Genomic DNA, 13,308 nt, shown 5'->3' with positions numbered 1-13,308 from the left:
GGAACGGAAACCACCGCGGTCGTTGTTGCCGCGGTAGCCGCCGCGGTCGTCACGGCGCTGGAAGTTGCCGCGGTCGTCGCGGCGGTCGTCGCGCGCGTCCGGCTGCTCGGGGACGGACACGGCGGCCACGAGGGCGGCCTCGGCCTCGGCGGCCACCTCGGCCACCGCGGCCTCCGGGTCGTCGCCCCGCTCGCGGGCGGCACGGGCGACGAGGCGGTCGGCCTCCTCGCGCAGCTCCACCGCGCGGCGCTGGACGCGCTCCAGCTGCTTGGTGAGGTCGGCGGCCTCGCGCTCGGCCTGCTTGGCCGCGTTGTTCGCGGAGTCGGCCTGCACCTCGGTCAGCGAACGGGCGCCGGTGATCTCGGCGACCTCGGGCTCGAAGACACCCGCGCCCTGCACGATGTGGCGCGAGGCGTCGACGCCCGCGTCCTCCATCAGACGGAAGATCTGGCGGCGCTGGTGCGGGAGCGCCAGCGACACGACGACACCGGAGCGGCCGGCACGGGCGGTACGGCCCGAACGGTGCAGGTAGTCCTTGTGGTCGCCGGCCGGGTCCACGTTGAGCACCAGGTCGATGCCGTCGACGTGGATGCCGCGGGCGGCGACGTCGGTGGCGACCAGGGCGTTGACGTAGCCCTTCTTGAAGTCCTCGAGGACACGGGTGCGCGCACCCTGCGTCATGCCGCCGTGCAGCGCGTCGGCCTTCACGCCGGACTCGATGAGCTGCTCGGCGATGCGGTCGGCGCCCAGCTGGGTGCGGACGAAGATGATCGTGCGGCCCTTGCGGGCGGCGATCGCGGCCGTGACGGGCGCCTTGTCCTTCGGCTTCACGACGAGGACGTGGTGCGACATGGTCGTCACGTTGCCCTGGGCGCTGTCGACCTCGTGGGTGACCGGGTTGCTCAGGTAGCGCTTGACGAGGGTGCCGATCTCGTTCTCCATGGTCGCGGAGAAGAGCATGCGCTGACCGCCGCCGGGGATCTGGTCGAGCAGCTCGGTGACCTCGGGCAGGAAGCCCAGGTCCGACATCTGGTCGGCCTCGTCGAGGACCGCGACCTGGACGTTCTCCAGGGAGCAGGCGCCGCGGTTGATGATGTCGCGCAGTCGGCCCGGGGTGGCGACGAGGACGTCGACACCGCGCTCCAGCGCGTAGATCTGGTTGCCCATCGACGTACCGCCGCAGACGACCTTCATCTTCAGGCCGAGCACGTCGCCGTAGGGCTGCAGCGCGTCCGCGACCTGCATCGCGAGCTCACGGGTCGGGGTGAGGATGACCGCGCGGGGCTTCTTCTTCTCGGTGTGACCGCCGGCCAGCGCGGCCAGGGTCGGCAGACCGAAGGAGAGCGTCTTGCCGGAGCCGGTGCGGCCACGGCCCAGGATGTCCTTGCCGGCCAGGGCGTCCGGGATGGTCGCGGCCTGGATCGGGAAGGGGGTGGTCACACCGTTCTGCGCGAGCTTGCGGACGATGCCCTCGGGCAGGCCCAGGTCGCCGAAGGTGATGGTCGGCTCGGAGGACTCGGCCTCGGCCACCTCGGCCTCGGCGGCCTCCACGACCTCGATGAGCTCGACGTCGTTCTCGGCGTTCTCAGGCATGACGGTGTGGTCAGAACTGGAAATTGACATGCGAAATGCGAAACCTTCCGGAGTCTCGGCACGCGCCCGTAACTCCGTGATTTCGCAATGTCGACCGCCTCAATGCGGTCCAGCCACGGCAAGGGAGAGTACGCGCCACACGGCGCTCTTCTGTGTCGGCGCCGGGCAATGGGATCAAACGATCTACTACCATACGCACCCTCCCCCGCTTCGCGCAAACCGGATCCACCGCGACCTGGCTCACACCGGCGCGACCTGCGGTGACACCCGGGGGGTCGGCCACACCTCCACCCGCCCAGGCGCCCTCATCGCGTCGTTCCGGAACTGCGCCGCGGGCGAGGCGGAGGGCGGTTCCGGCGGCTGGGACGGCTCCGGCTCCGAGGAGGGCGCGGGCGGCTCCTCGGTCACCGCCGGGGGCGGCGGCTCGCCGGGGCCGGGCGCACTGGGCTCCGGAGCGGGAGGCGGACCGCCCAGGGTCGGCTGCGGGGTGCCGGGACCGGCGGGCACCGGACGGGCGTCCTCGGAACCGGCCGACGGGGAGCGGCCCGAGGCCTTCGCCTCGGGCTTGCGGGACCGCTCCCGGTCGGACTGCGCCTCCGCCCGGCCACCGCCGGGGCCGGACCGGCCGTCCCCCGTCACCGTCACCCCGTCGGACCGGGCCGGCGCGCCCTTCTCGCCCGCCGACCGGGCGGGCGAGGGCCTCTCCGTGTCGTCACCGACACTCACACAGCCTGTGGCGGCCGCGATCGTGACCGCGGTGACGGCGGCCCAGCGGACGCGGGCGGGCAACTGGCGCACGGGGTGGCACCTCCGGGGAGGGGGACGGGAGAGCGATGTGTCCAACTCCCCCGGACCCGCCGGGGACACGCCCCGGCACGACACCCGCACACCCGTCCGTCCCCGCGGATCACCCCGCGGCGCCCCCGAAGCCGCCCGTCAGCTCCACGCCCAGGAACACCGCACCCAGCCCCACCAGCAAGGACACCAGCACATTGGCCCCCGCCAGGAACGCACGGCCGGTCTCGGCCAGCCGCAGGGTCTCGTACGAGAACGTCGAATACGTGGTGAGCGCACCGCACAGGCCGGTGCCCAGCAGGGCGTGCAGCGGCCCGGACAGCGAGGCGCCCGTCAGCACCCCGAGCAGCAGACTGCCCGCCGCGTTGGCGGTGAGGGTCCCCCACGGGAACACGTACGGCGCCCCGGAGGCACCGAGCCGGGCCCGCACCGCACGGTCCGTCAGGTAGCGCAGCATGGCCCCCACGGCTCCCCCGCCGGCCACCAGCAGCCAGTTCACGCGGCACGCTCCCGCCGGTCCAGCAGCGCCCGGGTGAGGGCGGCCGCCGCCCACACCGCGCCGAGCGCCGCGACGGTGGTGGCCGCCACGTACGCCAGAGCGGTCGCCGCCTCCTGACGGTCCAGCAGCTGGGCCACCCCGGCCGCGTAGGTCGAGAACGTGGTGAACCCGCCCAGGACCCCGACCCCGAGGAACGGGCGCAGCAGCGGGTGGGTGAGCCTGCCCCGCTCGGCGGTCAGCACCATCAGCACGCCGATCAGGGCGCAGCCCGCGACGTTCACGGCGAGGACCTGCCAGGGGAAGCCCCGGCCGGCGGGGCCGGCGGGCGTCACCGCGTGGCGGGCCAGGGCGCCCACGGCGCCGCCCGCGGCCACCGCGGCCGGCTCACGCCAGGTGCCGCTCACCCGTAGCCGAGTTCGTGCAGGCGCTCGTCGTCGATGCCGAAGTGGTGGGCGATCTCGTGGACCACGGTGATCTCGGTCTCCGCGACGACGTCCTCGCGGGTCTCGCACATCCGCAGGGTCGGCCCCCGGTAGATGGTGATCCGGTCCGGCAGCACGCCCGCGTACCACTCACCGCGCTCGGTGAGGGGCGTCCCCTCGTAGAGACCGAGCAGCTCCCGGTCCTCCGGGTCCTCGGGTTCCTCCTCGACGAACACCGCGACGTTGTCCATCAGCCGCATGAGCTCGGGCGGGACCCGGTCCAGAGCCAGGCTCACCAGCTCTTCGAACTCCTCGCGCGTCATCTCCAGCACCCGGCCATTGTCACGTACGCGCGCCGGGTGCGGGCAGGGCGCACCCGGTGCGGCGGCCACCCGCCCGGCCCACAGCTCGCTCACGGCCCGCATGGCGGGCTCCTGATCGGGGCATACGGGCCCAATGGCACGCCCGTTCCACGCCGCAGCCGCCCGTGTCCGCCGACTCCGCCGCTCATCCGCCGCAGAAGCCTCCGGCGGCATCGTCCCGGTCACCCGTCCCTGGAAGCGGGCGCTCGGCCTGCTGGCCGTGGTCGTGCTGGGCGCCTGGCTCGGGCTGCTGGTCGTCGGCAACGTGCGTGTCCCCGTCGGCCCGATGGACACGACGATGACCCTGCGGCCGTCGGTGAGCGGCGGGACGAAGATCAACGTGTCGCCGCTGGGCGCCCTGGAACTCGACTCGCACCACGCGCCGCTCCGCCTCGACGTGGACGTGGACCAGCTGGACCCCGAGCGGTCGCAGGCCCTGGTCAAGCACCCCGAGCGCCTCGCCGGCCTGCAGGACGAGGTCACCGGCGACGTCGCCACCGGCACCCGCGAGCTGGCCGTACGCGCCTGTGTGGCCGTGGTCTCCGGTGCCACCGCCCTGGGGCTCGTCGTCTACCGGCGCCCGCGCCGCGCGCTGGCCGCGGGGGGCCTGGCACTCCTCCTGCTCGGTGCCACAGGGGTGAGCGCGTACGCCACCTGGAATCCCAAGTCGGTCCTGGAGCCGAGGTTCTCGGGGCTGCTGTCCAGCGCCCCCTCCGTGGTCGGCGACGCCCGCTCCATCGTCACCGACTTCGACGTCTACCAGCGGGAGCTGGCCCGGCTGGTCACCAACGTGACCAAGCTGTACGACGCCACGTCGACGCTCCCGGTGTACCAGCCGGACCCTGCGACCATCCGCGTGCTGCAGGTCTCCGACATCCACCTCAACCCCGCGTCCTGGCACATCATCGGCTCGCTCGTCGAGCAGTACGGGATCGACGTGATCATCGACTCCGGGGACACCATGGACCACGGGACGGCCGCGGAGAACGGCTTCCTCGACCCCATCCGCGATCTGGGCGCCCCCTATGTGTGGGTGCGCGGCAACCACGACTCCCAGGAGACCCAGGCCTACCTGGAGAAGATGAAGAACGTGCACGTCCTGGACGAGGGCAGGGCGGTCTCGGTGGCCGGTCTGCGGATCGCGGGCACCGGCGACCCGCAGTTCACCCCGGACCGCACCCGCCCCCTCGGCGGCAAGGCCGCCGAACAGCTCGCCGGTACGCGCCTCGCCTCGGCGGTGCGCGACCAGAAGCGCGCGGGCACCCCGGTGGACATCGCGGTGGCCCACGACCCGATCGCGGCACGGGAGACCGACGGGACGGTCCCGCTGGTGCTGGCCGGCCATGTGCACCACCGGGTGAACGAACTGCTGCCGCTCGGCACGCGTCTCAAGGTGGAGGGCTCGGCGGGCGGCGGCGGGCTGCGCGCCGTGCAGAACGACAAGCCGGAGAAGGTGCGCGCCTCGGTGCTCTACATGGACCGCCCCACCCGGCGTCTGCAGGCGTGGGACGAGATCACCCTGGGCGGCCTCGGACTGACGACGGCCGAGGTCAGCCGCCATCTTCCGGAGGAGAAGCTGAAGGAGCCCTCGCCCTCTCCGAGCGTCCCGACGCCCTCCCCGTAAACCGTTTTGGCGATACCTCCTCCCATCCCATATGCTTCTCACGTCCCCGACGCGCCGGAAGGCGCGCAGGTGGGCCCTTAGCCCTCATCGTCTAGTGGCCCAGGACGCCGCCCTTTCAAGGCGGTAGCACGGGTTCGAATCCCGTTGGGGGCACGCTTTACCGTGTGCGAGACTTGTCTCGCACATTGCTTGGTCCTGTGGAGCAGTTTGGAGTGCTCGCCACCCTGTCAAGGTGGAGGCCGCGGGTTCAAATCCCGTCAGGACCGCTTGCAGATCACTTCGGTGAACTGCGTGGCTGGGTAGCTCAGTTGGTACGAGCGATCGCCTGAAAAGCGATAGGTCGCCGGTTCGATCCCGGCCCCAGCCACCATACGAAGGCCCCGTCCGAGGACGGGGCCTTCGGCGTGCTCAGGCGGCCCCCTCCTCCTTGTGCCCGGCGCGCCGCCGCCACAGGTGGACCGCGACGGCCGAGAGGGCCGCCGCCGCGACGATCCCGAGCGCCACCCCGTCCGGCACCCGCCCGCCCGCGCTCCGCGCCCACTGCTCGACGGCGAACGACTGGTCCGCGTCGAGGAGCCCGGGCAGGGCGGTCGTCCCGTCGTACGCGAGGAACAGCGCACCGAGCCCGACGAAGAGAAGGCCGGAGAGCAGCGAGGTGCTGTGGAGCTCGAATCGTCCGGCGCGCAGCGGACGGCCTCGCAGCCAGACCCTGCGTCCCAGGTCGTAGCGCTCCCAGAGCAGGGCGAGCACGAACAGCGGCGCGGCCATGCCCAGCGCGTACACCGCGAGCAGGAGCCCTCCGTAGAGCGGGCCGGCGCTGACCGCGGACACGGTGAGGACGCTGCCGAGGATCGGGCCCGCGCAGAATCCCGCCAGCCCTTGGACCGCCCCCAGCGCGTAGACCGAGACGGCCGTCGTCGGCCGGATCCGGCCGCTGAGCGAGGCGATCCGCCGGGAGGCGAAGCCCCGGCCGGCGATCTGGGCCAGCCCGAGCCCGATGATCAGCCAGCCCGCGCCGAGTACGAGCGCGTCGCGGTGACCGTGGAAGATCCGCCCGGCGTAGGATCCCGCCGCACCGAGCGGCACGAGCGTGGTGGCGAGGCCGGCGTAGAAGATGCCGGTGCGTGCCAGCAGCCGTGCGGCGGAGTCGACGGAGTACGCGAAGAACGCCGGGAGCAGCAGCGCGCTGCACGGGCTGACCAGGGCCAGCAGCCCACCGAGGAAGGCGGCGAGGTAGCCGATGTCCGCGATCACCGCGCGGGGTCCCCGGCGTTGCCCACGTTCGCTTCCTCCGCCGCCGCGGCCTCGATGGCCTGGGCGAAGACGGCCGTGGGCTGAGCGCCGGCGAGGGGGCGTCCGTTGATCAGGAAGGAGGGGGTGGACGTGGCGCCGATCCCGTAGGCCTGCTCCTGGTCATCGGCGACCGATCTGGCCGCCTCCGGGCTGCCGGTGTCCCGTACGAAGCGGTCGAGGTCCTTGACCCCGGCCTGCCGGGCGAGCTCCCTGAGCCGGTCCGCTCCGAAGCCCTTCTCCTTGGCGTCCTCCGCGTAGGCCGCGCGGTGGAAGGCCCAGAAGTGGTCCTGCTGCCCGGCCGCCCAGGAGGCGCGGGCGGCCGCCTCGGACTCCTTGCCGAAGATCGGGAAGTTGCGCCACTCGATCCGCAGTGTGCCGCTGTCGACGTATCTCTTGATCAGTTCGGGTTCGGTGTCCCGGGCGAACTTCCCGCAGTAGCCGCACCGGAAGTCGGCGTACTCCACGAGGACGACCGGTGCGTCGACGCGGCCCCGCGCCAGCTTGTCGCCCGCCTCTCGCCGGGCGAGTTCCGCCAGCTCCCGGTAGAGGTCGGGGTCCTGACCGGCTGTCGCCGCCGTGGCCGGGGTGTCGGAGGCGGGGGCGCCGGGCACGGTCGCCCGGTAGGAGACGAGGCCGAGCAGACCGGCGGCGAGTGCGGTGGCCAGGCCGAAGAGGACGGGCTTCCTCGCGGGGTGGGCTTTCCGGGCGGAGGGACGGCGGGCGGGCGTGGGCATGCGGCGCTCCGTGCGGGTACGTGGACGGGATCGGGGTTCCGGGGATCCGCGCGGGGTCGGCGCGGCGCGCGGATCCCCGGAGGCCACCGGCGCCGAGCGGGCCGGCTCCCGGTGTCCGCCGGTGCCGGATCGCGTCGGGGACGGGTCATCAGCTGTCCGGAATGGTACGTCGTGTGATCGTTCGATCGCTCACTGTGACGCAGCTCGGCCGTGACGGAACAGCCGCGACGGACCGGACGAAATGGGTTCGCCACTCCTCCCGCCCGGGTGAGATCCTGGGATCCGTATGTCTACTTCCTTCGCCGATCTCCAGTCCCAGCTCGGGCAGCTCTCGCTCCGCGACGCGCACCGGCTCGGCCGGCGTCTCGAGGGTGCCCGCCGCATCCGCAAGCCCGAGGCCCGCCAGTCCGTGCTGGACGAGATCGCGGCCGAGGCCGGGAAGTCCGCCGAGCGGCTCGCGGGCCGTGCCGCTCGTGTGCCCGCGGTGTCGTACCCGGAGCAGCTGCCGGTCAGCCAGAAGAAGGACGAGATCCTGGAGGCGATACGCGACCACCAGGTCGTGATCGTCGCGGGTGAGACCGGCTCCGGGAAGACCACCCAGATCCCCAAGATCTGCATGGAGCTCGGGCGCGGTGTCCGGGGCATGATCGGGCACACCCAGCCCCGCCGCATCGCGGCACGCACGGTCGCCGAGCGTGTCGCCGAGGAGCTGAAGACCCCGTTGGGCGAGGCGGTCGGCTGGAAGGTCCGCTTCACCGACCAGGTGAATCCGGACGCGACGTTCGTGAAGCTGATGACGGACGGCATCCTGCTCGCCGAGATCCAGACGGACCGCGAGCTCCTCGCCTACGACACGATCATCATCGACGAGGCGCACGAGCGGTCGCTGAACATCGACTTCCTGCTGGGGTACCTGGCCCGTCTGCTGCCCAAGCGCCCCGACCTCAAAGTCGTCATCACCTCCGCGACGATCGACCCGGAGCGCTTCGCCAAGCACTTCGGCGAGGCCCCGATCGTGGAGGTCAGCGGGCGGACGTATCCCGTGGAGGTCCGCTACCGTCCGCTCCTCGAAGAGGACAGCGAGGACTCCGACCGCGACCAGATCACCGCGATCTGCGACGCGGTGGACGAGCTGGACCACGAGGGCCCGGGCGACGTCCTGGTCTTCCTCTCCGGCGAGCGGGAGATCCGCGACACCGCGGACGCCCTGAACAAGCGCAACCTCAGACACACCGAGGTGCTCCCCCTCTACGCGCGCCTGTCCCACGCCGAGCAGCACCGGGTCTTCCAGCGCCACACGGGCCGCAGGATCGTCCTGGCGACGAACGTCGCGGAGACCTCGCTGACCGTCCCCGGCATCAAGTACGTGATCGACCCGGGCAACGCCCGGATCTCCCGCTACAGCCACCGCACCAAGGTGCAGCGCCTGCCGATCGAGCGGATCTCGCAGGCCAGCGCCAACCAGCGCAAGGGCCGCTGCGGCCGTACGTCGGACGGCATCTGCATCCGGCTGTACTCCGAGGACGACTTCGTGACCCGCCCGGAGTTCACCGATCCGGAGATCCTGCGGACCAATCTCGCCTCCGTCATCCTGCAGATGACCGCTGCGGGCCTCGGCGACATCGAGAAGTTCCCCTTCATCGACCCGCCGGACCACCGCAACATCCGCGACGGCGTCCAGCTCCTCCAGGAGCTGGGGGCTCTCGATCCCGCCGAGAAGGACCCGAAGAAGCGCCTCACCCCGCTGGGCCGCAAGCTCTCCCAGCTGCCCGTCGACCCGCGGCTGGCCCGCATGGTCATCGAGGCGGACAGGAACGGCTGCGCCCGCGAGGTCATGGTCATCGCGGCGGCGCTCTCCATCCAGGACCCGCGCGAGCGCCCCTCGGACAAGCAGACCCAGGCGGACCAGAACCACGCGCGGTTCAAGGACGAGACGTCGGACTTCCTGGCGTTCCTGAACCTGTGGCGCTACGTCCGGGAGCAGCAGAAGGAACGCGGCTCGTCCAGCTTCCGCCGGATGTGCAAGCAGGAGTACCTCAACTTCCTGCGGATCCGCGAGTGGCAGGACATCTACACCCAGCTGCGCACGGTCGCCAAGCAGATGGGCATCGCCGTCGAGGAGCCCAAGGGCGACGAGTCGATCCCGGAACAGGCGGTGCACACCTCGCTGCTGGCCGGCCTGCTGTCCCACATCGGGCTGAAGGACACCGAGAAGAACGAGTACCTGGGCGCCCGCAGCGCCAAGTTCGCGATCTTCCCCGGCTCCGCGCTGTTCAAGAAGCAGCCGCGCTTCGTGATGTCGGCCGAGCTGGTCGAGACGTCCCGGCTGTGGGCCCGGGTCAACGCGAAGGTCGAGCCCGAGTGGATCGAGCCACTGGCCCAGCACCTCCTCAAGCGCACCTACAGCGAACCGCACTGGGAGAAGGACCAGGCCGCGGTGATGGCCTACGAGCGGGTAACCCTCTACGGTGTCCCGATCGTCGCCCAGCGCAAGATCAATTTCGGCCGTATCGACCAGGAGGCCTCGCGCGATCTCTTCATCCGCAACGCCCTGGTCGAGGGCGACTGGCGCACCCACCACCAGTTCTTCCACGACAACCGCAAGCTGCTCGGCGAGGTCGAGGAGCTGGAGCACCGCGCCCGGCGGCGCGACATCCTCGTGGACGACGAGACGCTGTTCGACTTCTACGACCGGCGGATCCCCGAACACGTCGTCTCCGGCGCGCACTTCGACTCCTGGTGGAAGCACAAGCGCCGGGAGGAACCCGACGCGCTCGACTTCGAGCGCTCGATGCTCATCAACGAGAAGGCCGGGGCCGTCACCAAGGACGACTACCCGGACTCCTGGCGCCAGGGGAAGCTCAAGTTCCGGGTGACCTACCAGTTCGAGCCGGGTGCGGACGCCGACGGAGTCACCGTCCACATCCCGCTCCAGGTGCTCAACCAGGTCACGTCGGAAGGCTTCGACTGGCAGATCCCTGGCCTGCGCGAGGAGGTGGTCACCGAGCTCATCCGCTCGCTGCCCAAACCGATCCGCCGGCACTACGTGCCCGCCCCGAACTTCGCGACGAGGTTCCTGGACCGCGCGGTGCCCCTCCAGGAGCCCCTGCCGTCGACGCTCGCCCGCGAGCTCCAGCGGATGGTCGGCGTGCCGGTCACCGCGGACGACTTCGACCTGTCCCGTATCCCGGACCACCTCAAGATCACCTTCCGGATCACCGACGAACGGCGCCGGAAGGTGGCCGAGGACAAGGACCTGGAGGCACTGAGGCTCCAGCTGCGCCCCAAGGCCCGTCAGGCCCTCTCCAAGGCCGCAGCGGCCACCGCGGGGCCCTCGGGGGAGTCCGTGGAGCGTTCCGGACTCACCGACTGGACCATCGGCACCCTGGACCGCGTCTTCGAGACGAGGCGGGCCGGCCAGCCGGTGAAGGCGTACCCGGCCCTCGTCGACCAGGGCGCGACCGTCGCCGTACGGCTCTTCGACACGGAGGCCGAGCAGCAGCAGGCGATGTGGCGCGGGACGCGGAAGCTGATCCTGCTGAACGTCCCGGTGAACCCGTCGAAGTTCGCCTCGGACAAGCTCACCAACCAGCAGAAGCTCGCCCTGTCCCGTAACCCCCACGGGTCCGTCCAGGCGCTCTTCGACGACTGCGCCACCGCGGCCGCGGACAGGCTGATCGCCGCACACGGCGGTCCGGCCTGGGACGAGGCGTCCTTCCGGAAGCTGTACGACAAGGTGCGCGCCGACCTCGTGGACCTCACCGTCCGCACCATCGGCCAGGTGCAGCAGATCCTGGCGGCCTGGCAGGCCTGCGAGCGCCGGCTGAAGTCCACGAACAGCCTGGTCCTGATCAACAACGTCACCGACGTACGCGACCACCTGGCCCGCCTGATGCCCGCCGGGTTCGTCACGGCGACCGGGCTGAAGCGGCTGCCCGACCTGATGCGCTATCTCGTCGCCGAGGACCGCCGGCTCCAGCAGATGCCGACCAACGTCCAGCGCGACACCACGCGCATGGAGAAGGTCCACGAGATGCAGGACGAGTACGCCTGGCTGCTGGAGCAGCTGCCGAAGGGACGGCCCGTGCCCCAGGAGGTCCTGGACATCCGCTGGATGATCGAGGAGCTCCGGGTGAGCTACTTCGCGCACGCGCTCGGGACGGCGCAGCCCGTGTCCGACAAGCGGATCGTGAAGGCGATCGACGCCGCCGCACCCTGAACCGCCCCGCCCCGAGGCTGTAACGGGACCGGCACAGCGGGTGAGTTCGACCTGGCCGGTGCGGGTCCTGTACAGTCTTGCTTCGCAGCAGGCCGCAAGGCAGGCAGCGAAAACCTGGTCCTGTGGAGCAGTTTGGAGTGCTCGCCACCCTGTCAAGGTGGAGGCCGCGGGTTCAAATCCCGTCAGGACCGCATGTGACGTAAGCCCGGATCCCCTGGATCCGGGCTTACGTGCTTCTTGACGCCGGCCCCCGCCGCCGGTAACCCCTAAGGACGGAGTCCGCTCCAGTTCCCTCAGACGCGGGGCGGCCGGTCCACCGGGAGGCCGCACGCATGCCTGCGCCCGCGGAACGACACGAGACCCGCGCACTGCTGCGCGCCCACCTGGCGGCCGCGTCCGGTTACCGCCACCTCACTCGGCACTGCCCGATCTGCCACCGCCTGCTACGCCTCGCCCTGGAGCCCCTGGCGGACCCGCAGCCGCCGGACGAGGCCACGGGACCCCGCGACCCCGCCGGGGCGCCGCACGCCCCCCAGGAGGCCGCCGAGGGTGCCGCGCGGCACCCCGGGGAGAAGCAGCCCCCGCACGAACCCCCCACCTCCCTCCGCCTCGCCGCCGACGGCCCGGAGAGGCGGGAATCCGGGGACGAAAGTCCCCCCGCGACGTGACCATCTCCCGCAGCCGGGCACCCGGGAGAAGTGGCAGGCTCGGAGGTGGCAGGACAACAGGGGTGTGACGGGAGTCACTTAAACTGTTTTTGGACAGGGTGACTTTACGCGCTGCCTACAACTGGCCAATTTAATATGTGCAATTGCACTGCCCTCGGCGTACATCCCCGGCCGTTTCCACCCGAGCCGCCCAGTGCACCCGGGACCGGGCGAACAGGTCCGAACAGACCCGCACCCGACCGCCCCCGGAACCCGACCCGTCGTCCGGTTCCGCCGGCGGGCGGACACCCCTCCCCCGCTCCGGACGGGGTCCGGCAGAGGCCGGGAACGCGAGCAGCCGGCGGCTCACGGGGCGCGGCCGGCGGGACAGGGCGCGAAAAAAGAAGATCGCGCTGGACCCGGCGGAGTCCAGCGCGATCTGACGACGTACCCAGTGGTGACAGGCATGGCACCCGTTGGGGCGGGCACCCGTCGTATGGAGCTGTGGTGTGGGCCACCGAGGGTTGGGGGACCTCCGGAGCCCGGTTACGGCTGCGGCGACAGGGGTGTGTCAGGCCTCGCTGCGCTGCTGCGGGATACCCGCAAGCAGTGCGCGGACCTCTGCCTCGCGGTACCGGCGATGTCCACCGAGCGTGCGGATGGACGTGAGCTTGCCAGCCTTGGCCCAACGGGTGACCGTCTTCGGGTCCACGCGGAACATCGTGGCGACCTCAGCCGGGGTCAGCAGCGGCTCGGCATCAGGGGTGCGAGCGGTCATGAGCGGCCTCCTCGGGAGAACCGAACCTTCTCGGTTCTTTCCTCTAAATTCTGCACCTTGACCCGCGTTGCCCGAAATGGCGGACGCGGGCCGAGTCGGTTATAGGACGAACGGCTTGTCCTCGGCACTACAACTACACCATCCGTCCAGCCACGTCGGCCAAACCGATGGAATTGCCCTCCCAGGTGTTCATCAGCGACGGAAGCCGATGGACCATGCCATAGCGGACAGTCACGCCCCAGTAACGATCAGTCACAGGGCAACCAGGAGTCCTCAGAAGCCATCAGACCCCCCATAGCGTGCAATGCTGAGCGATCCACCCATAGTTGGGCGGACAGAGTC

General features: G+C 71.1%; 11 protein-coding genes and 4 tRNA genes. 7 read left to right on the top strand and 8 right to left on the bottom strand.

Going from position 1 to position 13,308, the window contains the following annotated elements; translation table 11 throughout:
• The 5 genes from ACFXOA_RS28370 to ACFXOA_RS28350 all read right to left on the bottom strand — a co-directional run.
• On the bottom strand, nt 1-1,593 hold a 1,593-nt coding region (locus ACFXOA_RS28370; protein WP_385034359.1), incomplete at its 3' end, for a DEAD/DEAH box helicase.
• A gap of 240 nt (nt 1,594-1,833) precedes the next feature.
• On the bottom strand, nt 1,834-2,391 hold the full coding sequence (locus ACFXOA_RS28365) for a hypothetical protein (RefSeq protein ID WP_385034357.1): 558 nt from the start codon (nt 2,389-2,391) through the stop codon (nt 1,834-1,836).
• Nucleotides 2,392-2,500: 109 nt separating this feature from the next.
• Nucleotides 2,501-2,887, bottom strand: coding sequence for a fluoride efflux transporter FluC (locus ACFXOA_RS28360; protein ID WP_385034355.1), 387 nt, complete (start codon nt 2,885-2,887; stop codon nt 2,501-2,503).
• Nucleotides 2,884-3,291 carry a fluoride efflux transporter FluC gene (locus ACFXOA_RS28355; RefSeq protein ID WP_385034353.1) on the bottom strand — a complete coding sequence of 136 codons (408 nt, stop codon included), beginning with the start codon at nt 3,289-3,291 and terminating at the stop codon, nt 2,884-2,886. Before ACFXOA_RS28355 ends, ACFXOA_RS28360 begins: the two co-directional genes overlap by 4 nt.
• Nucleotides 3,288-3,641 (bottom strand): metallopeptidase family protein, encoded by a 354-nt coding sequence (locus tag ACFXOA_RS28350; RefSeq protein ID WP_015578045.1) that lies wholly within the window; start codon nt 3,639-3,641, stop codon nt 3,288-3,290. The genes ACFXOA_RS28355 and ACFXOA_RS28350 overlap by 4 nt, the downstream gene beginning before the upstream one ends.
• 124 nt (nt 3,642-3,765) lie before the next feature.
• Here ACFXOA_RS28350 and ACFXOA_RS28345 point away from each other — a divergent pair, with 124 nt between their 5' ends.
• From ACFXOA_RS28345 to ACFXOA_RS28330, 4 genes are all read left to right on the top strand, one after another.
• The gene (locus tag ACFXOA_RS28345) at nt 3,766-5,295 is read left to right on the top strand and encodes a metallophosphoesterase (RefSeq protein ID WP_385034351.1); all 1,530 of its coding nucleotides are present in this window, start codon (nt 3,766-3,768) and stop codon (nt 5,293-5,295) included.
• Nucleotides 5,296-5,375: 80 nt separating this feature from the next.
• Nucleotides 5,376-5,448: transfer RNA gene (locus tag ACFXOA_RS28340), tRNA-Glu, on the top strand.
• Nucleotides 5,449-5,486: 38 nt separating this feature from the next.
• Nucleotides 5,487-5,561, top strand: a tRNA-Asp gene (locus tag ACFXOA_RS28335).
• Between the two features lie 27 nt (nt 5,562-5,588).
• A tRNA-Phe gene (locus ACFXOA_RS28330) sits at nt 5,589-5,665 on the top strand.
• Nucleotides 5,666-5,703: 38 nt separating this feature from the next.
• Here ACFXOA_RS28330 and ACFXOA_RS28325 read toward each other — a convergent pair.
• Together ACFXOA_RS28325 and ACFXOA_RS28320 are read right to left on the bottom strand one after the other, a co-directional pair.
• Nucleotides 5,704-6,549 carry a cytochrome c biogenesis CcdA family protein gene (locus ACFXOA_RS28325; protein ID WP_385034349.1) on the bottom strand — a complete coding sequence of 282 codons (846 nt, stop codon included), beginning with the start codon at nt 6,547-6,549 and terminating at the stop codon, nt 5,704-5,706.
• The gene (locus ACFXOA_RS28320; protein WP_385034347.1) at nt 6,546-7,322 is read right to left on the bottom strand and encodes a DsbA family protein; all 777 of its coding nucleotides are present in this window, start codon (nt 7,320-7,322) and stop codon (nt 6,546-6,548) included. Before ACFXOA_RS28320 ends, ACFXOA_RS28325 begins: the two co-directional genes overlap by 4 nt.
• Nucleotides 7,323-7,608: 286 nt before the next feature.
• On the opposite strand from ACFXOA_RS28320, the gene hrpA reads away from it, so the two are divergent.
• From hrpA to ACFXOA_RS28305, 3 genes are all read left to right on the top strand, one after another.
• On the top strand, nt 7,609-11,541 hold the full coding sequence (hrpA, locus tag ACFXOA_RS28315; protein WP_385034345.1) for an ATP-dependent RNA helicase HrpA: 3,933 nt from the start codon (nt 7,609-7,611) through the stop codon (nt 11,539-11,541).
• A gap of 116 nt (nt 11,542-11,657) precedes the next feature.
• Nucleotides 11,658-11,732: transfer RNA gene (locus ACFXOA_RS28310), tRNA-Asp, on the top strand.
• Nucleotides 11,733-11,873: 141 nt separating this feature from the next.
• Complete coding sequence (locus tag ACFXOA_RS28305) at nt 11,874-12,209, top strand: DUF6274 family protein (protein WP_385034343.1); 336 nt, start codon at nt 11,874-11,876, stop codon at nt 12,207-12,209.
• A gap of 550 nt (nt 12,210-12,759) precedes the next feature.
• On the opposite strand, the gene bldC is transcribed toward ACFXOA_RS28305, so the two are convergent.
• Nucleotides 12,760-12,966, bottom strand: a complete 207-nt coding sequence (gene bldC / locus ACFXOA_RS28300) for a developmental transcriptional regulator BldC (RefSeq protein WP_003949541.1) — start codon at nt 12,964-12,966, stop codon at nt 12,760-12,762.
• Between the last annotated feature and the right edge of the window lie 342 nt (nt 12,967-13,308).

It is taken from the genome of Streptomyces sp. NPDC059166, from assembly GCF_042755185.1.
In the GTDB taxonomy this organism is placed as follows: domain Bacteria; phylum Actinomycetota; class Actinomycetes; order Streptomycetales; family Streptomycetaceae; genus Streptomyces.
This window is presented reverse-complemented; position numbering and strand designations above follow the sequence as displayed.